The organism is Rhodococcus sp. T2V (assembly GCF_029269925.1).
In the GTDB taxonomy this organism is placed as follows: Bacteria; Actinomycetota; Actinomycetes; order Mycobacteriales; family Mycobacteriaceae; genus Rhodococcus_F; species Rhodococcus_F koreensis.
Genome location: NZ_JARJBD010000024.1, coordinates 100,594 through 120,239, shown reverse-complemented (window position 1 = coordinate 120,239; position 19,646 = coordinate 100,594). Strand labels below are relative to the sequence as shown.

Annotated in this window: 18 protein-coding genes; 8 read left to right on the top strand and 10 right to left on the bottom strand. The window is 68.3% G+C overall.

Annotated elements, in window-relative coordinates; translation table 11 throughout:
- Positions 1 to 50 precede the first annotated feature (50 nt).
- Together P3H15_RS21365 and P3H15_RS21360 are read right to left on the bottom strand one after the other, a co-directional pair.
- Positions 51 to 1,439: an aspartate aminotransferase family protein gene (locus P3H15_RS21365; RefSeq protein ID WP_276139088.1), complete on the bottom strand. Its 1,389-nt coding sequence runs from the start codon at positions 1,437 to 1,439 to the stop codon at positions 51 to 53.
- A gap of 20 nt (positions 1,440 to 1,459) precedes the next feature.
- Complete coding sequence (locus P3H15_RS21360; RefSeq protein ID WP_276139087.1) at positions 1,460 to 2,977, bottom strand: CoA-acylating methylmalonate-semialdehyde dehydrogenase; 1,518 nt, start codon at positions 2,975 to 2,977, stop codon at positions 1,460 to 1,462.
- Between the two features lie 139 nt (positions 2,978 to 3,116).
- On the opposite strand from P3H15_RS21360, the gene P3H15_RS21355 reads away from it, so the two are divergent.
- Together P3H15_RS21355 and ald are read left to right on the top strand one after the other, a co-directional pair.
- Positions 3,117 to 4,724, top strand: a complete 1,608-nt coding sequence (locus tag P3H15_RS21355) for a PucR family transcriptional regulator ligand-binding domain-containing protein (RefSeq protein ID WP_276139086.1) — start codon at positions 3,117 to 3,119, stop codon at positions 4,722 to 4,724.
- 213 nt (positions 4,725 to 4,937) lie between these two features.
- Positions 4,938 to 6,044, top strand: a complete 1,107-nt coding sequence (ald, locus tag P3H15_RS21350; protein ID WP_276139085.1) for an alanine dehydrogenase — start codon at positions 4,938 to 4,940, stop codon at positions 6,042 to 6,044.
- Between the two features lie 14 nt (positions 6,045 to 6,058).
- Here ald and P3H15_RS21345 read toward each other — a convergent pair whose 3' ends face one another.
- On the bottom strand, positions 6,059 to 6,748 hold the full coding sequence (locus tag P3H15_RS21345; RefSeq protein ID WP_276139084.1) for a ZIP family metal transporter: 690 nt from the start codon (positions 6,746 to 6,748) through the stop codon (positions 6,059 to 6,061).
- A 47-nt stretch (positions 6,749 to 6,795) separates the two neighbouring features.
- Here P3H15_RS21345 and P3H15_RS21340 point away from each other — a divergent pair, with 47 nt between their 5' ends.
- A complete protein-coding gene (locus P3H15_RS21340; protein WP_276139083.1) occupies positions 6,796 to 7,677 on the top strand; it encodes a biotin-dependent carboxyltransferase family protein in 882 nt (293 codons plus the stop codon).
- Between the two features lie 13 nt (positions 7,678 to 7,690).
- Here P3H15_RS21340 and rlmB read toward each other — a convergent pair whose 3' ends face one another.
- The 5 genes from rlmB to carD are packed head-to-tail and all read right to left on the bottom strand — an operon-like array spanning position 7,691 to position 11,731.
- Positions 7,691 to 8,659: a 23S rRNA (guanosine(2251)-2'-O)-methyltransferase RlmB gene (gene rlmB / locus P3H15_RS21335; protein WP_276139082.1), complete on the bottom strand. Its 969-nt coding sequence runs from the start codon at positions 8,657 to 8,659 to the stop codon at positions 7,691 to 7,693.
- A gap of 2 nt (positions 8,660 to 8,661) precedes the next feature.
- Positions 8,662 to 10,056, bottom strand: a complete 1,395-nt coding sequence (gene cysS / locus P3H15_RS21330; protein ID WP_276139081.1) for a cysteine--tRNA ligase — start codon at positions 10,054 to 10,056, stop codon at positions 8,662 to 8,664.
- Between the two features lie 11 nt (positions 10,057 to 10,067).
- On the bottom strand, positions 10,068 to 10,544 hold the full coding sequence (gene ispF, locus P3H15_RS21325) for a 2-C-methyl-D-erythritol 2,4-cyclodiphosphate synthase (protein WP_276139080.1): 477 nt from the start codon (positions 10,542 to 10,544) through the stop codon (positions 10,068 to 10,070).
- Entirely contained in the window at positions 10,544 to 11,224 is a 681-nt protein-coding gene (gene ispD, locus P3H15_RS21320; protein WP_276139079.1) for a 2-C-methyl-D-erythritol 4-phosphate cytidylyltransferase, read from the bottom strand. The genes ispF and ispD overlap by 1 nt, the downstream gene beginning before the upstream one ends.
- Before the next feature lie 18 nt (positions 11,225 to 11,242).
- On the bottom strand, positions 11,243 to 11,731 hold the full coding sequence (carD, locus tag P3H15_RS21315) for an RNA polymerase-binding transcription factor CarD (RefSeq protein ID WP_005262216.1): 489 nt from the start codon (positions 11,729 to 11,731) through the stop codon (positions 11,243 to 11,245).
- A 263-nt stretch (positions 11,732 to 11,994) separates the two neighbouring features.
- On the opposite strand from carD, the gene P3H15_RS21310 reads away from it, so the two are divergent.
- Together P3H15_RS21310 and radA are read left to right on the top strand one after the other, a co-directional pair.
- Entirely contained in the window at positions 11,995 to 12,627 is a 633-nt protein-coding gene (locus P3H15_RS21310) for a hypothetical protein (protein WP_276139078.1), read from the top strand.
- A 46-nt stretch (positions 12,628 to 12,673) separates the two neighbouring features.
- Positions 12,674 to 14,056, top strand: a complete 1,383-nt coding sequence (gene radA / locus P3H15_RS21305; RefSeq protein WP_276139077.1) for a DNA repair protein RadA — start codon at positions 12,674 to 12,676, stop codon at positions 14,054 to 14,056.
- A gap of 3 nt (positions 14,057 to 14,059) precedes the next feature.
- Here the strand turns inward: radA and P3H15_RS21300 are convergent, their stop codons facing one another.
- Positions 14,060 to 14,623, bottom strand: coding sequence for a PaaI family thioesterase (locus P3H15_RS21300; protein ID WP_276139076.1), 564 nt, complete (start codon positions 14,621 to 14,623; stop codon positions 14,060 to 14,062).
- 85 nt (positions 14,624 to 14,708) lie between these two features.
- Here P3H15_RS21300 and disA point away from each other — a divergent pair, with 85 nt between their 5' ends.
- Positions 14,709 to 15,794 carry a DNA integrity scanning diadenylate cyclase DisA gene (gene disA, locus P3H15_RS21295; RefSeq protein WP_012691546.1) on the top strand — a complete coding sequence of 362 codons (1,086 nt, stop codon included), beginning with the start codon at positions 14,709 to 14,711 and terminating at the stop codon, positions 15,792 to 15,794.
- Positions 15,795 to 15,811: 17 nt separating this feature from the next.
- Here the strand turns inward: disA and P3H15_RS21290 are convergent, their stop codons facing one another.
- Complete coding sequence (locus tag P3H15_RS21290; RefSeq protein WP_276139075.1) at positions 15,812 to 16,531, bottom strand: FadR/GntR family transcriptional regulator; 720 nt, start codon at positions 16,529 to 16,531, stop codon at positions 15,812 to 15,814.
- Positions 16,532 to 16,750: 219 nt separating this feature from the next.
- Here P3H15_RS21290 and P3H15_RS21285 point away from each other — a divergent pair, with 219 nt between their 5' ends.
- Positions 16,751 to 18,199, top strand: coding sequence for an aspartate ammonia-lyase (locus tag P3H15_RS21285; protein WP_276139074.1), 1,449 nt, complete (start codon positions 16,751 to 16,753; stop codon positions 18,197 to 18,199).
- Entirely contained in the window at positions 18,196 to 19,638 is a 1,443-nt protein-coding gene (locus tag P3H15_RS21280; protein WP_276139073.1) for an amino acid permease, read from the top strand. The genes P3H15_RS21285 and P3H15_RS21280 overlap by 4 nt, the downstream gene beginning before the upstream one ends.
- The last annotated feature ends 8 nt before the right edge of the window (positions 19,639 to 19,646 follow it).

The window sequence follows — 19,646 nt, the reverse complement described above, 5'->3', positions numbered from 1 at the left end:
CGCGGGACGGATCGAGTGTCGGGACACGGGGGTGTCGTCGGACAGGTGTGTCAGGGGTTGCGGTGTGCGTCCGCGATGTCGAGAACCGTGTCGAGGATCGCGAGACCCTCACGGGCCTCGGCCTCGGTGACGGTGCACGGCGGCACCGCGTGAATGCGATTGAAGTTCGCGAACGGCAGCAGACCACTTGCCTTGCACGCCGCGATCACCTCGTTCATCGCCGGGCTGGACGCACCGTACGGGGCGAGCGGCTCCTTCGTGGCACGGTCGGCGACGAGTTCGATCGCCCAGAACACGCCGAGCCCGCGCACTTCACCGATCGACGGGTGCCGGTCGGCGAGGCCACGCAGCCCAGGACCGAGAATCTCGCTGCCGATCCGCGCCGCGTTCTCGACGATCCCCTCGTCCTCCATCGCAGTGATCGTCGCGACCGCGGCGGCGGTGGCGAGCGGATGCCCCGAGTAGGTGAGTCCGCCCGGGTACGGCCGGTTGGCGAACGTCGCCGCGATCTTCTCGCTGATCGCGACACCGCCGAGCGGAACGTAACCGGAGTTGACCCCCTTCGCGAACGTGATCAGGTCGGGTACGACACCGAAATGGTCAATCGCGAACCACTTTCCGGTCCGGCCGAACCCCGACATCACCTCGTCCGCGATGAACACGATGCCGTAGCGGTCACAGATCTCGCGGACGCCGGCCATGTAGCCGGGCGGGGGCACCATGATCCCCGCGGTCCCGGGAACGGATTCGAGCACGATCGCCGCGATCGAGTTCGGCCCCTCCAGACGGATCAGCTGATCGAGGTACTCGAGCGCGCGCTCGGTTTCCTGCTGCTCGTTCTCCGAGTGGAACTGCGACCGGTACAGGAACGGTCCGTGGAAGTGGACGACTCCGCTGTTGCCGTAGTCGTTGGGCCACCGGCGCGGATCGCCGGTGAGGTTGATCGCGGTGTCCGTGCCACCGTGGTACGAGCGGTAGCGGGAGAGCACCTTGTACCGGCCGGTGTGCAGGCGAGCCATGCGCACGGCGTGCTCGTTGGCGTCGGCGCCACCGTTGGTGAAGAACACCTTGTTGAGGTCGCCCGGGGTTCGTTCGGCGATCAGCCGCGCGGCCTCGGAGCGGGCATCGTTCGCGTACTGCGGTGCGACGGTGCACAGCTTCGCGGCCTGCTCCTGAATGGCGGCAACGACTTTGGGGTGCTGGTGCCCGATGTTCGTGTTGACCAGCTGGGACGAGAAGTCCAGCATGCGGTTCCCGGCACCGTCCCACACGTACGAACCCTCGGACGCGAGGATCGTCATCGGTGTGATCTGCTCCTGCGCCGACCACGAGTGGAACACGTGCGCGCGGTCGAGCGCGTAGGCGCGCTCCCCCTCGGCACGGGCCGCGTCGAGGGGCTGACCGGTGGGCAGGAGTTCCTGGGAGACTGTCGTCGTCATGACCGTGGGTCCTTTCCTGCTCAGTTGTTCTGGGGGAAGCCGAGGTTGATACCGCCGTGGCTGGGGTCGAGCCAGCGGCTGGTGACGACCTTGCCGCGGGTGAAGAAGTGCACACCTTCGGCGCCGTGGGCGTGGGTGTCGCCGAACAGCGAGTTCTTCCAGCCACCGAAGGAGTAGTACGCGGTCGGGACCGGAATCGGCACGTTGATGCCGACCATCCCGACCTCGACCTCGTTCTGGAACCGCCGGGCGGCGCCGCCGTCGTTGGTGAAGATCGCGGTGCCGTTGCCGAACGGGCCGGAGTTGATGAGTTCCAGCGCCTCGTCGTAGGAGTCGACCCGCACCACGGAGAGGACGGGTCCGAAGATTTCGTCGGTGTACACGGACATGTCGGTGGTGACGTGGTCGATCAGGGTCGGGCCGAGCCAGAACCCGTCCGCGCCGCCGTCGGCCTGCACCTGCCGGCCGTCCACGACAATCGTCGCTCCAGCGCCTTCGCCGGCGTCGATGTAGGAGGCGACCTTGTCCCGGTGCACCTTCGTCACCAGCGGACCCATGTCGGAATCTTTGGTGCCGTCGCCGATCTTCAACGTGTTGGTGCGTTCCTTGATTTTCGCGACCAACTCGTCGGCGATGTCCCCGACCGCGACGAGGGCGGAGATCGCCATGCAGCGCTCACCGGCGGATCCGAAGCCGGCGTTGACCATGGCGTCGGCGGCCAGATCCAGGTCGGCGTCCGGCAGGACGATGGCGTGGTTCTTCGCGCCACCCAAGGCCTGGACGCGCTTGCCGTGGGCGGTGCCGGTGGCGTAGACGTACTGGGCGATGGGGGTGGAGCCGACGAAGCTGATGGCCTTGACGGCGGGGTTGGTGAGAAGTTCGTCGACGGAGGTCTTGTCGCCCTGCAGCACGTTAAAGACACCCGCGGGCAGTCCGGCCTCGGCCCAGAGTTCGGCCATCCAGATCGCGGCGGTGGGGTCCTTCTCCGACGGCTTCAACACCACCGTGTTGCCGGCGGCGATCGCGATGGGGAAGAACCACATCGGGACCATCGCCGGGAAATTGAACGGGGAGATGATACCGACCGGACCGACGGGCTGACGGATCGAATGCACGTCGACATTCGTCGACGCGTTCTCCGTCATGCCGCCCTTGAGCAGGTGGGCGATGCCGCAGGCGAATTCGACGACCTCCTGGCCGCGCGAGACTTCACCCAATGCGTCGGAGACGACCTTGCCGTGCTCGGAGGTGATGATCTCCGCCAACTCACCCTTGCGCTCGTTGAGCAGTTCGCGGAACTTGAAAATGATCTGCGTCCGCTTGGCGAGGGAGGTGTCACGCCACCCGGGGAACGCCGCGGCGGCCGAGTCGATGACGGCGCGGGCGTCCTCGACACTGGCGAGCGCGACCTGACCGGTCGCGGCGCCCGTGGCCGGGTTGGTGACAGGGGCGGTGTTCCCGCTCGTGCCGGCGAAGCTCTTGTTGTCGAACCAGTGCGAGATCGTTCGGGTCTGCGCGGCGCCGTCGCTGTGTGTCATGAAATGGGTGTCCTTACCGAGAGAGCGGATACCGGGGCGATCCGCACGGATCGCGTGATGCCTCCACTCTGGTCCGTGAACCAGCCCTCAGACCCCGACGATCTGTATAGCAATCCGGCTTCTGATTTACACTGCGTAAATGCTGCCCACCATCGTCGACATCCTGGCGCTCCCGGTCGTCCAGGCCGGGACCCCCGAGGTGATCGGCGGCGGACCGCTCGACAGGCCGGTGCGATGGGTGCACGTCAGCGATCTACCCGACCTGTCGAACCTCCTCCAGGGCGGCGAACTCGTCCTCACCACCGGGCAGCCCCTCGCCGACGACTCGTCGAGCGTGGAATACCTGGAAGGACTGGCCGCGGCGGGCGCAGCCGGACTCGTCGTAGAACTCGGCGTCCACGTCGACACGGTCCCGGAAGGTGTGGCACGCGCCGCCGACAGACTGTCGTTCCCCGTGATCGCGCTACACCGTCAAATCAAGTTCGTCGAGGTCACCGAGGCTGTGCACCGGTCGATCGTCGCAGAACAGTACGACGAGGTCGCGTTCGCACGGCACGCCCACGAGGTCTTCACCGACCTCAGCATGAAGCGGGCGTCGCTCGGCGAGATCGTCGACGCCGCGGCCGGCATGCTCGGCGCCCCGATCGTGCTCGAAGACCTCAACCGGCAGGTACTGGCGTTCGCGGCGCAGGGCACCGCGACGGCGGACCTCCTCGCCGAGTGGGAACGCCGGTCACGGCTCACGCCCGTGTCGCATCAGACCGCGGTGGACGGGCCCGAGTCGTGGACGACGACGCCCGTCGGCGCACATCGGCAGGAATGGGGACGACTCGTCGCCCCCCGTCCCGTCGCCGCGGAAGGCCGTGCGCGGATGACCCTCGAACGCGCGGCCCAGGCGCTCGCACTGCACCGCATGGTCGAACAGGACCGGACCGCACTCGAGCAGCAGGCCCAGAGCGGGCTCATCGACGAACTCCGCCGCGGACGCATCCAGGACGAGGCCGAGGCGACGGCGCGCGCCCACGCACTCGGTCTCCGGCCGGCACTGACCTACCTGCCGATGACGGTCCGGGTCGGCGAAACCGCCAGCGCCGACCAGGTTCTGGCGCAGCGACGCCGGATCACCATGCTCGACGCCGTGCGTCACGCGGTCCGGACGTCGCGGCAGACGGCACTGACCGCGAACACCCGGGCCGGGCAGATCGACCTGCTCCTGTCCCATCCGCCGGCGTCCGCACCCGGCGCGCTGACCGAACTCTGTGGGGCGATCCGCGCCGCACTCACCCGGCTCGACGGCGTCCTGCACTGCACGATCGGCGTCGGTCCCGAATCGACCCGGCTGCTGGACGCCGCGGGCGGTCTCACGGAATCCGCGCACATCGCCGACGTCGCGCTGTCGTTGCCACCGGACGACAAGGCCTTTCACCGGGCAGCCGACATCCGGCTGCGCGGGCTCCTCGCCCTGATCCGGACCGATCCGCGGGTGCAGGCTTTCGCCGAAACCGAACTCCGCGGCCTGCTGGAGCATCGCGCGCGCCACGGCGGCGACAGCGTCGAAGTCCTGCGGAGCTTCCTCGAACTCGGCGGCAACAAGACGGAACTCGCGAAGAGGCTCCACCTCTCACGCCCCACGCTCTACGCGAAGCTGGCCACGATCGAGCGCCTGCTCGGTGTCGACCTCGACGACGCCGAGTCCCGGACGTCGCTGCACACGGCCATGCTGATCCTGCAGCTCCGCCGCCCGTGAGTACTTGTTAACGTCGGGCGGTTAACAAGTACTCACGGGGCGAAGCCATCCCCCGAACATCGTTCGACGAGAACCGGCTCAGGGTGCCGACATCCGAATAGTCGCGAGCCGTAACCCCGATGTTGAGAATTATCTTCAGAACTATTGGCATGAATGATCGCTTTCTTCACTATTGGCTCCTACCAATCGAATTTCCAACAGCACGGAGTTCTCATGAAGATCGGCATCCCCCGCGAGATCAAGAACCACGAATACCGGGTGGCCATCACCCCCGCCGGTGTCCACGAACTTGTCGGCCGCGGCCACGAGGTGATCATCGAAACCGGGGCCGGCGTCGGTTCCTCCTTCGCCGACGCAGACTTCAAAGCCGCAGGCGCGCAGATCCTCTCGACCGCCGACCAGGTGTGGGAGAGTGCCGACCTGCTGCTCAAGGTCAAGGAACCCATCGCCGAGGAATACCCCCGCCTCCGCCAGGACCAGGTGCTGTTCACCTACCTGCACCTCGCCGCATCCAAGGAATGCACCGACGCCCTGCTCGCGTCGAAGACCACCTCCATCGCCTACGAAACCGTCACCGGCGCCGACGGCTCGCTGCCGCTGCTCGCCCCGATGAGCGAGGTCGCCGGACGCCTCGCCCCGCAGGCCGGCGCCTACCACCTGATGCGCCAGGGCGGCGGCCGCGGCGTCCTGATGGGCGGTGTTCCCGGGGTGCGACCGGCCAAGGTCGTCGTCATCGGCGCCGGTGTCTCCGGCAAGAACGCCATCGCCATCGCGCACGGCATGCACGCCGACGTCACCGTCCTGGACCTGTCCATCGCCCGCCTCCGGGAAATCGACGCCCAGTACCACGGCCAGGTCAAGACCATCGTCTCCAACAGCCTCGAACTCGAGCAGGCCGTCCTCGACGCGGACCTGGTCATCGGCGCCGTCCTCGTCCCCGGCGCCAAGGCCCCCACCCTCGTCTCCAACAACCTGGTCTCCCGGATGAAGCCCGGTTCGGTGCTCGTCGACATCGCCATCGACCAGGGCGGCTGCTTCGAGGACTCGCGGCCCACCACCCACGCCGAACCCACCTACCAGGTCCACGACTCGGTGTTCTACTGCGTCGCCAACATGCCCGGCGCCGTCCCCCGCACCTCCACCTACGCCCTCACCAACGCGACCCTGCCGTACGTCGTCGCCCTCGCCGACAAGGGCTGGCAGGACGCGACCGCGACCGTCCCCGGACTCGCCGAGGGACTGTCCACCCACGACGGCACACTGCTGTCCACCGAAGTCGCTGCCGCGCACGGCTACACGGCGGCGCAGCTGCCGGCCTGAGCAACGGCGCCCGGCTAGGCGCCGAGCCCGAACGCGACGAGGAACCCGAGCGCGGTGGACAACCCGACCCACCACCCGCCTTCCCGGTAGGCCTCGGGCATCAGCGAGTCCGCGAGCACGGCGATGGTCGCGCCACCGGCGAACGCCTGGATGGTCGCGATGGTGCCGTCGGAGATGGTGTCGGACACGGCGTCGGCACCGATCACCACCAGCACCAGCAGGACGGCGGTGGCCACCCACACCGACAGGGCACGGCCGCGGCTGAAGTGCGGCTGGGACCGCATGGACGCCGCGCCCGCGACCGCCTCGGGCACGTTTCCGACCGCGACGGCGACCAGCAGCACCACCCCGCCCGCGCTGCTGATCGTCACCCCGAGGGCGGTGTTCTCGGGGATGCCGTCGAGCAGCGCACCGAGCATCAACGCCCAGCCGAGTGCGGCGGCACCGAGTTTCTGCTCGATGAGCCGGTCTGCGACCACGTAGACGAGTGCCCCCGTGAACAGGGCCGCGCCTGCCGTCCAGATCCCTTCGGTCTCGAACGCGGGCTGGAACAATTCGGTGGACACGGCGGCCACCATCGTTCCCGCACCGAACGCCATGAGTGCCGCGAGGACCGGCCGCGGCAGGTCGTAGCGCAGCCCGACGACGGCACCGATCAGCAGGGGCACGGCCGTGCCGAGGCCGTACAGAGTCGCGGTCAACATGGTCGAGAGCGTATCCAGACGACGCGGGGATGCGGGACAATCGGACGATGGCTTGGCTCGAGGTCGTGCGCACCGGACCGTTCACCACCGTGCAGGATCGCGGCCGCCCGGGCTATGCGTCCATCGGTGTCGGCGAGTCGGGTGCCGCCGACCGCGAGGCGCACGACAGCGCAAACAGGTTGGTGGGCAACCACTCCGGCGCAGCCACTCTGGAGGTCACGCTCGGCGGGCTCGCCGTGCGGGCGGCCGGGACCGTCTCCGTCGCCGTCACGGGCGCCCGCAACCCCGTCACCGTCAATTCCGAACCCCGACCCGACTACACGATGCTGCACCTGAACACCGGCGACCTGCTGGAGATCGCGTTCGCGACCGAGGGGCTGCGCAGTTACGTCGCCGTGCGCGGAGGGTTCGACGTGCCCGCGGTAATGGGGAGCCGGTCCACCGACACACTGTCGGGCCTCGGCCCCGATCCCGTCGCCGAGGGCGACCGGTTGCTCGTCGGTGCGGATGCCGGCGAGTGGCCCGCGGACGAGATCATCCCGCCACCCGCCACCCCCGAGGATCCGTTCACGATGCGTGTCCGGCTCGGACCGCGGGACGACTGGTTCACGCCCGCGTCCGTCGACGCCCTTCTCCGCGAGACGTGGACGGTCAGTTCCGACACGAACCGCGTGGGGGCGCGACTCGAGGGCCCGGGAGCGCTGCACCGATCCGTGCGTGGCGAGATGCCGAGCGAGGCCATGGTGGCGGGTGCCCTGCAGGTGCCCCCGAACGGCCAGCCGATCCTGTTCCTCGCCGACCATCCGGTGACGGGCGGCTACCCGGTGATCGCCGTGGTCGCCGAGGCCGACCTGCCGCGGGCCGCGCAGTTGCGGCCCGGGCACCGGGTGCGCTTCCACCGGGTGGTGGCGTCGCCGATCCCGAAGTGATCGAGGGCGAAATCTAACTCCGGCGACGACGGGCGATGTCGGCGAGCACGACACCCGCGGCGACGGACGCGTTGAGCGATTCGACGGGGCCCGCCATCGGGATGCTGAGGATGGCGTCGCAGTTCTCGCGCACCAGACGCGACAGTCCCTTGCCCTCGGAGCCGACCACGACGACCACCGGGCCGCTGCCGTCGAACTCGTCGAGCGTGGTGTCGCCACCTGCGTCGAGCCCGACCACCTGGACGCCCTTGGACGCCCAATCCTTCAGCGTGCGAGTGAGATTGGTGGCACGCGCGATCGGCAGTCGCGCCGCGGCACCGGCGCTCGTGCGCCACGCCACCGCCGTGACCGACGCACTGCGCCGCTCGGGGATGACCACGCCGTGACCACCGAACGCAGCCACCGACCGCACGACGGCACCGAGGTTGCGGGGGTCGGTGATGTTGTCGAGGGCCACCAGCAGCGGCGCCTCCTGGTGCTTGCGGGCCTCCGCGATCAGGTCGTCGGGGTGCGCGTAGCGGTACGGCGGCACCTGCAGCGCGACGCCCTGGTGCATGCCGTTGGCGCTGAGCCGGTCGAGATCCGTGCGGGGAACCTCGAGGATGGAGATGCCCGCGTCGGCCGCCCGCTGGACGGATTCCTTCAGACGGTCGTCGCTCTCGGTCCCGACCGCGACGTACAGCGCGGTTGCAGGGACACCGGCACGCAGGCACTCGACGACGGGGTTGCGGCCCAGCACGGTCTCGGGGCCGTCGAGCACCTTGCGACCTGCGGTCTGACGACCGCGACCCGGCTGCTTCTCCGCCTCCCGGGCGGCACGGGCGGCACGCTTGGCGGCGGGGTGCTTGGTGCGGGCCTCCGCGGGCGGCGTGGCGCCACGGCCTTCCAGCCCCTTGCGCCGCTGGCCACCGGATCCGGTGACCTGCCCCTTCTTGGTGCCGGCCTTGCGGACGGCTCCGCGCCTACTCGAATTTCCAGCCATTACTACTGTCCTGCCTTGAGAGACCACTCGGGCCCGTTGGGGGTATCGGTGACCTCGATGCCTGCCCGGATGAGACGGTCACGCACCTCGTCGGCCACAGCCCAGTTCTTCTCGGCACGGGCAGTCTGCCTGCGCTCGAGTTCGGCCCGGACCAGAACGTCCAGGGCATCGGTTGCCGCGGACGCGTCCGCGGTCTCCTGAGTCCAGTGCTCGTCGAGCGGGTCGACGCCGAGGATTCCGAGCATGGCCCGGACCTGCGACGCGATCGCCCGCGCGCCCTCGAGATCTCCCCCGTCGAGCGCGATGTTGCCCTCGCGGACCTTGCCGTGCACCTCGGCGAGTGCGGCGGGGACGGCGAGGTCGTCGTCGAGAGCGCGAGCGAACGCGTCCGTCCACCGGCCGACCTCGACCTCACCGGCGCGCTCCTGCGTGCGCGTGACGAACGATTCGATGCGGCGGTACGCGGCCGCGCCCTCGTCGAGCGCGGTGTCGGAGTACTCGAGCATCGACCGGTAGTGGGCACTGCCGAGGTAGTACCGAAGCTCTTGCGGCCGAACCTTTTTCAGCACGTTCGGCACCGAGAGAACGTTGCCGAGCGACTTCGACATCTTCTCGCCACCCATGGTGACCCAGCCGTTGTGCAGCCAGTACTGCGCGAAGTCGTCGCCGGCGCACTTGGCCTGCGCGATTTCGTTCTCGTGGTGCGGGAACACCAGGTCCAGGCCACCGCAGTGGATGTCGAACGCCGCCCCGAGATAGAACTCGGCCATCGCGGAGCACTCGAGGTGCCAGCCCGGCCTGCCGCGGCCCCACGGCGTCGGCCACGACGGCTCACCCGGCTTCTCCGCCTTCCACAACGTGAAGTCGCGGGGGTCGCGCTTGCATTCGCCGGCGCTCTCGCCCTGGTGCACGTCGTCCAGCTTGTGCCCGGACAGGCTGCCGTACCGGGGGTAGCTGCGGACGTCGAAGTAGACGTCGCCGCCCGCCGCGTACGCGTGGCCGTTGTCGATGAGGCGCTGCATCATCTCGACCATCTGCGTGATGTGCCCGGTGGCGCGCGGCTCGACGGACGGCGGCAGCACACCCAGTTGCTGGTAGGCCCACGTGAAGGACCGCTCGAACGTGGCGGCCCACTCCCACCACGGCCTGCCCGCCTCGGCGGCCTTGTTCAGGATCTTGTCTTCGATGTCCGTGACATTGCGGACGAACGCCACGTCGTAGTCGTGGGCGAGCAGCCAGCGTCGCAGCACGTCGAAGGCGACGCCGCTGCGTACGTGACCGATGTGGGGGTCGCCCTGCACCGTGGCGCCACACAGGTACACCGATGCGTGTCCAGGGGCCAGCGGAGCGAAGTCACGCAAGGCCCGCGTCTCGGTGTCGAATAGGCGCAGGGTCACGACCAGCGATCCTACCTGGCGCTTCGATCGGGAATGACCAATGCGGTGGCCATCGCGGCGATCCCCTCGCCGCGGCCGGTGAGACCGAGCCCATCCGTGGTGGTCGCGGACACCGAAACCGGCGCTCCCAGAATGTCGCTGAGCACCTTCTGCGCCTCGTGCCGGCGCGGGCCGATCTTCGGCCGGTTCCCGATCACCTGGACCGCGGCGTTGGCGACACCGAAGTCGTCCTCCTCCAGGAGTCGGCGGACTTCCGCGAGCATCGCGGCGCCGCTCACCCCGGACCACTCGGGCCTGCCGGTTCCGAAGACGGAGCCGAGATCGCCGAGGCCGGCGGCGGAGAGCAGCGCGTCGCAGAGTGCGTGGACGGCCACGTCGCCGTCGGAGTGACCTGCGCAGCCGTTCTCGTCCTCGAACAGCAGACCTGCCATCCAGCACGGCCGTCCCTGCTCGATCGGGTGGACGTCCGTCCCGATTCCGACTCGCACTAGCGCGCTCCCTCTTCCACCAGCGCGCGGGCCAGGACGAGGTCCAGCGGCGTGGTGATCTTGAATGCTGTGGGTTCTCCGACGATGCTGCGGACCCGTTCGCCGAGCCGCTCCACCAGGCCGGCGTCGTCCGTGGCGATGCCGTCGGCGGCGGCGTACGCGCGGCGGAGCAGTTCCGCGGTGAAACCCTGCGGAGTCTGCACGGCCCGCAGTTCGGACCGTTCGGGTGTGCCGGTGACCGCGCCGAGAACGTCGACGGTCTTGATGGTGTCCGCCACCGGGAGGACGGGGATGACCGCGGTGCGGCCGCACCGCAGCTCCGCGACGACGCGTGCGATGAGCGACGGCGGCGTCAGGGCGCGGGCGGCGTCGTGCACGAGGACGTATTCGGCGTCGTCCGCGACGGCGAGTCCGGCGCGAACCGAATCGGTCCGCTCACTCCCACCGGCGACAACGATGACGTCACCGGGGAGGAGGCTGCGCGTCGACTCGACGAGGTCCTCCGGGACGATCACGACGACGCGGTCGACAGCCCCCGACTGCAGGAGCCCGTCGACCGCGCGTGTCAGCATGGTCGTCCCACCGAGATCAACGAATGCCTTGGGCTTGTTCTCACCCAAACGCACTCCCTGACCTGCGGCGGGAACCAGCGCGACTACAGGACCTCGTCCCTCGGCCACTGTGTGTATCGCGACTGTCTAGGACGCGGCCGCGAGGACCTCGTCGAGGATGGTCTCGGCCTTGTCGCTGTCGGTGCCTTCGGCGAGTGCGAGTTCGCCGACGAGGATCTGCCGCGCCTTCGCGAGCATGCGCTTCTCTCCCGCGGACAGACCGCGGTCCTGCTCACGACGCCACAGGTCGCGAACGACCTCGGCGACCTTGTTGACGTCACCGGACGCGAGCTTTTCGAGATTCGCCTTGTAGCGGCGTGACCAGTTGGTGGGTTCTTCGGTGTGCGGAGCCCGCAGTACCTGGAAGACCTTGTCGAGACCTTCCTGGCCGACGACGTCGCGCACGCCCACGTACTCTGCGTTGTCTGCGGGAACCCGTACGGTGAGATCGCCCTGAGCAACCTTGAGAACGAGATATTCCTTCTGCTCACCCTTGATGGTGCGGGTTTCAATAGCTTCGATCAGCGCCGCACCGTGATGGGGGTATACGACGGTGTCTCCGACCTTAAAAATCATCTGTCCCGTGCCCCTTTCGATCATTCGAGTTTAACACGTGTCCGGATCCTGGTCGCATCAACGGTGCAGGTCAGGGGCATCATGGCCTGACCCTAGGGGTTGACAGGGGTCCCGATACGTGCATTCCGGACACCCCGATCCGGCCGTTCTCCGGCACCGAAACCGCACGCAGACAACCATTGTGAGTACCCAGCGAGCAGGCCACGCGGGGGAACTACTACTCTGCCTAGTTGAAGTGCGAACCTGACACCGGAGGACAACTCGTGACTGCTCTCGACAAGTCGACTCGCCGAGTCGCTACCGCCGTCGCTCTCGCTGCCGGCGCAGCCCTCGTGCTGTCCGCGTGCAGTGCGGGCCAGATCACCCAGACGTCGAGTCAGGTCGCCGCGGTCAACGGCAACAGCGCGGAGGCCGGATCGATCGCCCTGCGCAACGTGCATGTCGTCTACCCCAACTCCGCCGAGTACAGCCTCGAGCCGGGGAGCAACGCCGTCCTGGCGTTCACCGCGATCAACAACAACGAGGACACCCCGGACACGCTGACCCGCATCAGCACCGACTTCGCGCAGTCCGTCACGCTCGGCGAGAAGTCCGGCGGGCTCGAGATCCCGCCGCAGAGCGCGCTCGTCGCCGGCCTGCCGGTCGGGGACGCGGAAGCAAGCGCGGACGCCGCCGCCGAGACGGACGAGACCGCCGACGCGCCGACCGACGTCGTCCTGGTGACGCTGAACAGCCTGAAGGAAGGCGTCCGCCCGGGCCTCACCTTCCCCGTCACGTTCTCGTTCGAGAAGGCCGGAGACATCACCGTGTCCGTTCCCGTCGACGCGGGCCACGAGACCGAGCGGCACGTCTCCGACAAGTCGCCCGGCACCGAAGCCGAGGGCGGCGGACACTAGCAGCAGGCTCGGGTCCGCTGTCGGACCCGATACCTAGGCTGGCCGGGTGGCCAAACTCAAATCCAGCTTCCGCTGCTCGTCGTGCCAGTGCACGGTTCCCAAATGGGTCGGGCGGTGCCCCGAATGCGGTAGCTGGGGCTCGATGGACGAGGCCCCGATCGTCGCGGCCGTCGCGAGCCGCCCCGGCGCCTCGCTCGCGAAGGCGGGAGCCGGAGCGGTCCTTCCGTCCACCCCGGCCACTCCGATCACGCGGATCGACAGCACGTCCACCCGAGCCAAGCCCACCGGCATCGACGAACTCGACCGTGTTCTCGGCGGCGGTGTGGTGCCCGGTTCGGTCGTTCTCCTCGCAGGCGAACCCGGCGTCGGCAAGTCGACCCTGCTTCTCGAGGTGGTCCACCAGTGGGCCCGGCGCGGCCCGGACGACCGGTCGCTCTACGTCACCGGTGAGGAATCCGCCGGGCAGGTGCGACTGCGGGCCGACCGCACCGGCGCCGTCCACGAGCGGGTCTATCTCGCCGCCGAATCCGACCTCGCGACCATCCTCGGTCACGTCGAGCAGGTGCGTCCCACCCTGCTGATCGTCGACTCCGTGCAGACCATGCTGGCCGCCGACGTCGACGGCGTGGTCGGCGGCGTCACCCAGGTGAAGGCCGTCACCAGCGCCCTCACCTCACTCGCGAAGGCCAGCGGCGTGCCGGTGCTCCTCATCGGCCACGTCACCAAGGACGGTGCGGTCGCCGGTCCGCGGTCGCTCGAGCATCTCGTCGACGTGGTGCTGCACTTCGAGGGCGACAAGCATTCCACGCTGCGGATGGTGCGCGGCGTCAAGAACCGTTTCGGTGCCGCCGACGAGGTCGGTTGCTTCGAACTGCGCGAAGACGGCATCGCCGGAATCAGCGACCCGTCCGGACTGTTCCTCCACCACCGCGCCGAAGCCGTTCCCGGAACCGCCGTCACCGTCATGATGGACGGCAAACGGCCACTCCTCGGTGAGGTGCAGGCACTCGTCGCCGCCACGTCCATGCCCGCACCCCGCCGTGCCGTCAGCGGACTCGACAGCGCCCGGGTGGCCATGGTCCTGGCCGTGCTCGACCGCCGGTGCGGGGTGCCGATCGCGAAGAACGACGTCTACGCCGCCACCGTCGGCGGGATGCGGATGTCCGAGCCGTCCGCCGACCTGGCGTTGGCCCTCGCCGTCGCGTCCGCGGTGAAGGACCGTCCCGTTCCCGACGGGCTCGTGATCCTCGGCGAAGTGGGACTGGCCGGTGAGGTTCGCCGGGTGCCCGGCGTCGGGCGCAGGCTCGCCGAGGCGCACCGCCTCGGGTTCACCCGCGCGATCGTTCCCCTCGACTCCGGGGCGGCCCCGAAGGGCATGAAGGTCACCGAGGTCGGGAACCTGGGAGCAGCGATAGCGTCGCTGCGGTGACGCTCAGATCGACGACGTTCCGAACGGGCGCTCCGGCACGCCGTCCACGAAGTCCTTCGTCTTCTCGAAGTGCTCGGCCGTGACGGTGAGGAACAGCCCCCGCGACGTCGCCACCACCACCTCCGGGTCGGCCGTCGGCCCCTCGACGATGCGCGCCTCGGCGCTCGCATACACCTTGCGGCGGATCGACCCGTCGACCCGCGCGTGGAATTCGAGGACGGAACCCAGTGGGATGGGCCTGGCGAAGTCGATTTCGAGATGCCCGGTGACCACCGGTCCGTCGACGATCGACCGGCACACCATGCCCAGCGCCTCGTCGAACGCTGTCGACAGAATGCCGCCGTGGATCACTCCCGGACCGCCCTGGTAACGGGGTGCCACCTCGAGGCGCCCCCACACGTCGAGACCGTCCCCGGCAGTGAAGCGCATCGACATGCCGGCGGGCGACTGGTCTCCGCACCCGAAGCACCTCGACCAGTGGTGCGGCACCGGCTGACCTGCGGCGGGAAAGCTGCCGACCCGGCCGGGCAGGGCCAGGTCGTCGGGCAAAGTCCAGGTACCACTCATGGATAGGTAATCTAAACGCGGGTCCGGACGTGTTTCCGCGGCGGTCCCCGACAAGTGACGTCTACCTCAGCGGGAGTATTGCGCGATGAACGATGCCGAGTCGTCGTCTGCACTGCGCGAAACGATTGCCCGGCTGGCTCCCGGAACTGCACTTCGCGACGGTCTGGAACGCATTCTGCGCGGCCGCACCGGTGCGTTGATCGTCCTCGGCTACGACGAGCAGATGGAAGAGATCTGCGACGGCGGCTTCGAGCTCGACGTGGAGTTCGCCCCGACCCGTCTGCGCGAGCTGTCGAAGATGGACGGCGCCGTGGTGCTGTCCACCGACGGGTCCCGCATCGTGCGCGCCAACGTCCAACTGGTGCCCGACCACAAGATCCCGACCGTCGAGTCCGGCACCCGTCACCGCGCCGCCGAGCGGACGGCCATGCAGACCGGATACCCCGTGGTGTCGGTCAGCCAGTCGATGAGCATCGTCAGCGTGTACGTCGGCGGCATCCGGCACGTCATCGACGGGTCCGCCACGATCCTGTCGCGCGCCAATCAGGCGGTGGCCACCCTCGAGCGGTACAAGGCGCGGCTCGACGAGGTGACCCGCCAGCTGTCGGTGGTGGAGATCGAGGATTTCGTCACGCTCCGCGACGCCCTGACCGTGGTGCAGCGCCTGGAGATGGTGCGGCGCGTGTCCGTCGAGATCGAGCAGGACGTGCTCGAACTCGGGACGGACGGGCGGCAGCTCGCACTGCAACTCGAGGAACTCGTCGGCGACAACGACGTGGCGAGGGAACTCATCGTGCGCGACTATCTGGCCGGTTCCGGCCCGGCGCCCGCCGAGGACGTCGAGAAGTCGCTCACCGCGCTCGACAGGATCACGGACGCAGACCTTCTCGACCTCACGACGCTGGCGCGGGCGTTCGGCTACCCGGGCACCATCGAGGCGCTCGAGGCGCCGATGAGCCCCCGCGGCTACCGCGTCCTCACTCGCGTTCCCCGGTTGCAGTTCAACCAGATTCACCGGCTCGTCGGCTCGTTCGGAACACTGCAGTCACTGCTGGCCGCGACGGCCGCCGACCTGCAGTCGGTGGAGGGGATCGGCGGGCTGTGGGCGCGCCACATCCGCGAGGGCCTGTCCCGGCTCGCCGAGACGTCGATCTCCGGCCCGTACGACTAGTCGTCGGTGGTCGCAGCTCACCGCCGGTGGTCCGGGCCGCCTTCTCCGACAACGGATTCCAGTGCGACCCGCACCGCGTCCAGGTGTTCGGCCATGGCGCGGGCGGCCTTGTCGTAGCTTCCTGATGCGATGCCGTCCACGATCCGGTCGTGCTCGTCGTTCGACTTCTGCTGCCGTCCCGCAACCAGATTCAGCGTTTCGGACTGGCGGGTGAGGGCTTCGCGGATGTCGACGATCACGGATTCGAATACGCGGTTCCGGCTCGTCCGGGCGATGTACGCGTGGAACTGCGCATCCAGCGACACCCACACGAGCGGATCGTCCTCGTCCCGCATCTGGTCCACCAGGCCACGCAGGGCGGCCAGGTCCTCGGCGATGTGCCGCTGCGCCGCCCATCCGGCGGCGGGAATCTCCACGTGGGGGCGCGCCTCGACGAGTTCGTTGGCCGCGTAGTTCCCGAAGTCGAGGTCGCGGGCGATCGAATCGCTGACGACGAAAGTCCCGAGGCCCGACTTCGTCTCCGTGAGTCCGAGCGCGTGGCAGGAGCGCAGGGCCTCCCGGATCACCGACCTGCTGACTCCGTGCCGCGCCGCGAGGGACGCTTCGGACGGAAGTCGCTCACCGACCGACAGCTCACCCGAGGTGATCGCGTCACGTAGATCCGCGAGGACCGCCTCGGCGGCACTGACCCGCGCCGTGACAGGACGCCTGGCTGCCCAGCTGTCTGACAGGTTCATGGGGATATTCTGCTCATGCCCCGGCGGCGGCGTCAACACGGCGCGGGTCCCGGGTTGACGGCTGCGAGTGAGCGAGGTAACAATTGCACCTGTCTGACAGCCTGGCAGGTGGATAGCCGGGTGGCTCGACCGAGAATCCACCCTCTTCGAGCAGCAGACTCCGTCCACCGCATCCGTGCAGAGCAACGCTCGCGCGAATCCCCGTGAGGAATTGATCAAGTGCTCGAAACGCGAACAGAACACGAGCTGCTCGGCGACCGCCAAGTGCCTGCGGATTCCTACTGGGGAATCCACACGCTGCGGGCCGTCGAGAACTTCCCGATCACCGGTCGCACCATCTCCACCAACCCGTACCTCATCCGCGGACTCGCATACGTCAAATGGGCCGCGGCGAGCGCCAACGAGAAACTCAGGATCCTCGACCACCGCCGCGCCGACGCTATCGGGCAGGCTTGCCGGGAGATCGTCGACGGCCGCTGGCACGAGCAGTTCGTCGTCGACGTCATCCAGGGCGGCGCCGGCACGTCGACCAACATGAACGCCAACGAGGTGATCGCCAACCGGGCACTCGAGATCCTCGGCCACGGACGCGGGGACTACGCGGAACTCCACCCCAACGAGCACGTCAACCTCAGCCAGTCGACCAACGACGTCTACCCCACCGCGGTCAACATCGCGACGATCTTCGCGATCGACGACCTCCTCGACGCGCTGCGGGTCCTGCAGGAGGCCTTCGCGACCAAGGCCGTGGAGTTCGCCGACACCGTGAAGATGGGGCGCACCCAACTCCAGGACGCGGTGCCGATGACACTCGGCCAGGAGTTCGCCACCTACTCGGTGATGATCGACGAGGACCGCGCCCGCCTCGGCGAGGCGGCTCTCCTCGTCCATGAGATCAACCTCGGCGCCACCGCGATCGGCACGGGCCTGAACGCACCCTCCGGCTACGCCGAGGCCGCGTGCGACACGCTGCGGGACCTCACCGGACTCCCCCTCGTGCTCGCAACGGACCTGGTCGAGGCCACCCAGGACGTCGGTCAGTTCGTCCACCTCTCCGGCGTGCTCAAGCGGATCGCCGTCAAGCTGTCCAAGGTGTGCAACGACCTCCGCCTGCTGTCGTCGGGACCGCGGGCGGGCCTGAACGAGATCAATCTCCCACCGGTACAGGCCGGTTCGTCGATCATGCCCGGCAAGGTCAATCCGGTGATCCCCGAGGCCCTCAACCAGGTGGCCTACGAGGTCATCGGCAACGACGTCACCATCACGATGGCCGCCGAATCCGGCCAGCTGCAGCTCAACGCGTTCGAACCGATCATCGTGCACTCCCTGTCCGAGGGGATGCGCCACCTCGGCGCCGCCTGCCGGATCCTGGCCGACAAATGCGTGCTCGGCATCACGGCCAACACCGATCTGCTGCGGGCCCGGGTCGAGGACTCCATCGGGCTCGTCACCGCGCTCAACCCGCACATCGGGTATACCGCCTCGACCCGGATCGCGCAGGAGGCCCTGATATCCGGCCGCAAGGTCGCGGACCTCGTGATCGAGGCGGGCCTGCTCGACCGGGACGAACTCGACCGGCTCCTGAGCCCCGAGCATCTCGCCAACCTGAGAGCGTCCGGTTCGCCACGGCAGAAACCCGTCGCCGCGACCGCGGAGGTGGTCTCGTGACGATCGAGAAGGACGACACCTCGGGAGACATCTTCGTCGAGGAAGACCTCGGCTACCGGAAAGCGCTCGGCCCGAGACAGATCCAGATGATCGCGATCGGCGGAGCGATCGGCACCGGCCTGTTCATGGGCGCAGGCGGACGCCTCCAGCAGGCCGGGCCCGCACTCGTCCTCGTCTACGCCCTCTGCGGGTTCTTCGCGTTCCTGATCCTGCGGGCCCTCGGCGAACTCGTCATGCACCGGCCCACCTCCGGGTCGTTCGTGTCGTACTCCCGCGAATTCTTCGGCGAGAAGATGGCCTTCGCCGCGGGCTGGCTGTACTGGATGAACTGGGCGATGACGGCCGTCGTCGACGTCACCGCCGTCGCGCTGTACATGAATTTCTTCAAGAAGTACTGGGCACCGCTCGGAAACGTCGACCAATGGGTCTTCGCCTTGGCCGCCGTAGTGCTCGTCCTCGGACTGAACCTCGTGTCCGTCAAGGTGTTCGGTGAACTGGAATTCTGGTTCGCGCTCATCAAGGTCGTCGCCCTGGCCGCGTTCCTCGGGTTCGGCATCTACTTCGTGCTGTTCGGGACGCCGATCGAAGGACACTCCTCGGGATTCAGCATGATCGCCGACAACGGCGGACTCTTCCCCAACGGCCTGCTGCCCGCCGTCGTGGTGATCCAGGGCGTCGTGTTCGCGTACGCCTCGATCGAACTCGTGGGCACCACCGCCGGCGAGACGAAGAACCCCCAGAGGGTCATTCCCAAGGCGATCAACACGGTCATCGTCCGGATCCTCGTCTTCTACGTCGGATCCGTGCTGCTGCTGTCGCTGCTGCTTCCGTACACCGAGTACCACGCCGGCGAAAGCCCGTTCGTCACGTTCTTCGGTTCCATCAACGTGCAGGGCGCCGACGCGATCATGAACCTCGTGGTGCTCACGGCCGCGTTGTCGTCTCTCAACGCCGGTCTGTACTCCACCGGACGAATACTGCATTCGATGGCCATGGCCGGGTCGGCGCCGTCGTTCGCCGCCCGGATGAACAAGGCCGGAGTTCCGTACGGCGGCATCGCCCTCACCGGATTCGTCATCCTGCTCGGCGTCGGACTCAACGCCGTCGTTCCCACGCAGGCATTCGAGATCGTTCTGAACCTCGCCGCACTCGGGATCATCAGCGCCTGGGCCGTCATCGTGCTGTGCCAGCTGAAACTGTGGAAACTCGCGAAGGACGGCACCCTCACCCGCCCCGGCTTCCGGATGTTCGGCGCCCCCTACACCGGGCTCCTCACCCTGGTCTTCCTCGGAGGCGTCGTCATACTGATGGCATTCGATCACCCGGTCGGAACCTGGACCGTCGGATCCATCGTGATCATCGCCCCGCTGCTGGTGATGGGATGGTACGGCGCGAGGAACCGCATCCGGACCCTGGCATCCGACCGCCCCAACGCCTAGCAGGAAGG

Excerpts from the sequence above, each read along its gene's own strand:
- P3H15_RS21300 (WP_276139076.1), bottom strand. The coding sequence starts at position 14,623 with ATGAGTGGTACCTGGACTTTGCCCGACGACCTGGCCCTGCCCGGCCGG.
- carD (WP_005262216.1), bottom strand. The coding sequence starts at position 11,731 with ATGATTTTTAAGGTCGGAGACACCGTCGTATACCCCCATCACGGTGCG.
- P3H15_RS21340 (WP_276139083.1), top strand. The coding sequence starts at position 6,796 with ATGGCTTGGCTCGAGGTCGTGCGCACCGGACCGTTCACCACCGTGCAG.
- P3H15_RS21290 (WP_276139075.1), bottom strand. The coding sequence starts at position 16,531 with ATGAACCTGTCAGACAGCTGGGCAGCCAGGCGTCCTGTCACGGCGCGG.
- rlmB (WP_276139082.1), bottom strand. The coding sequence starts at position 8,659 with ATGGCTGGAAATTCGAGTAGGCGCGGAGCCGTCCGCAAGGCCGGCACC.
- ald (WP_276139085.1), top strand. The coding sequence starts at position 4,938 with ATGAAGATCGGCATCCCCCGCGAGATCAAGAACCACGAATACCGGGTG.
- P3H15_RS21355 (WP_276139086.1), top strand. The coding sequence starts at position 3,117 with ATGCTGCCCACCATCGTCGACATCCTGGCGCTCCCGGTCGTCCAGGCC.
- P3H15_RS21365 (WP_276139088.1), bottom strand. The coding sequence starts at position 1,439 with ATGACGACGACAGTCTCCCAGGAACTCCTGCCCACCGGTCAGCCCCTC.
- P3H15_RS21345 (WP_276139084.1), bottom strand. The coding sequence starts at position 6,748 with ATGTTGACCGCGACTCTGTACGGCCTCGGCACGGCCGTGCCCCTGCTG.
- disA (WP_012691546.1), top strand. The coding sequence starts at position 14,709 with ATGAACGATGCCGAGTCGTCGTCTGCACTGCGCGAAACGATTGCCCGG.
- P3H15_RS21360 (WP_276139087.1), bottom strand. The coding sequence starts at position 2,977 with ATGACACACAGCGACGGCGCCGCGCAGACCCGAACGATCTCGCACTGG.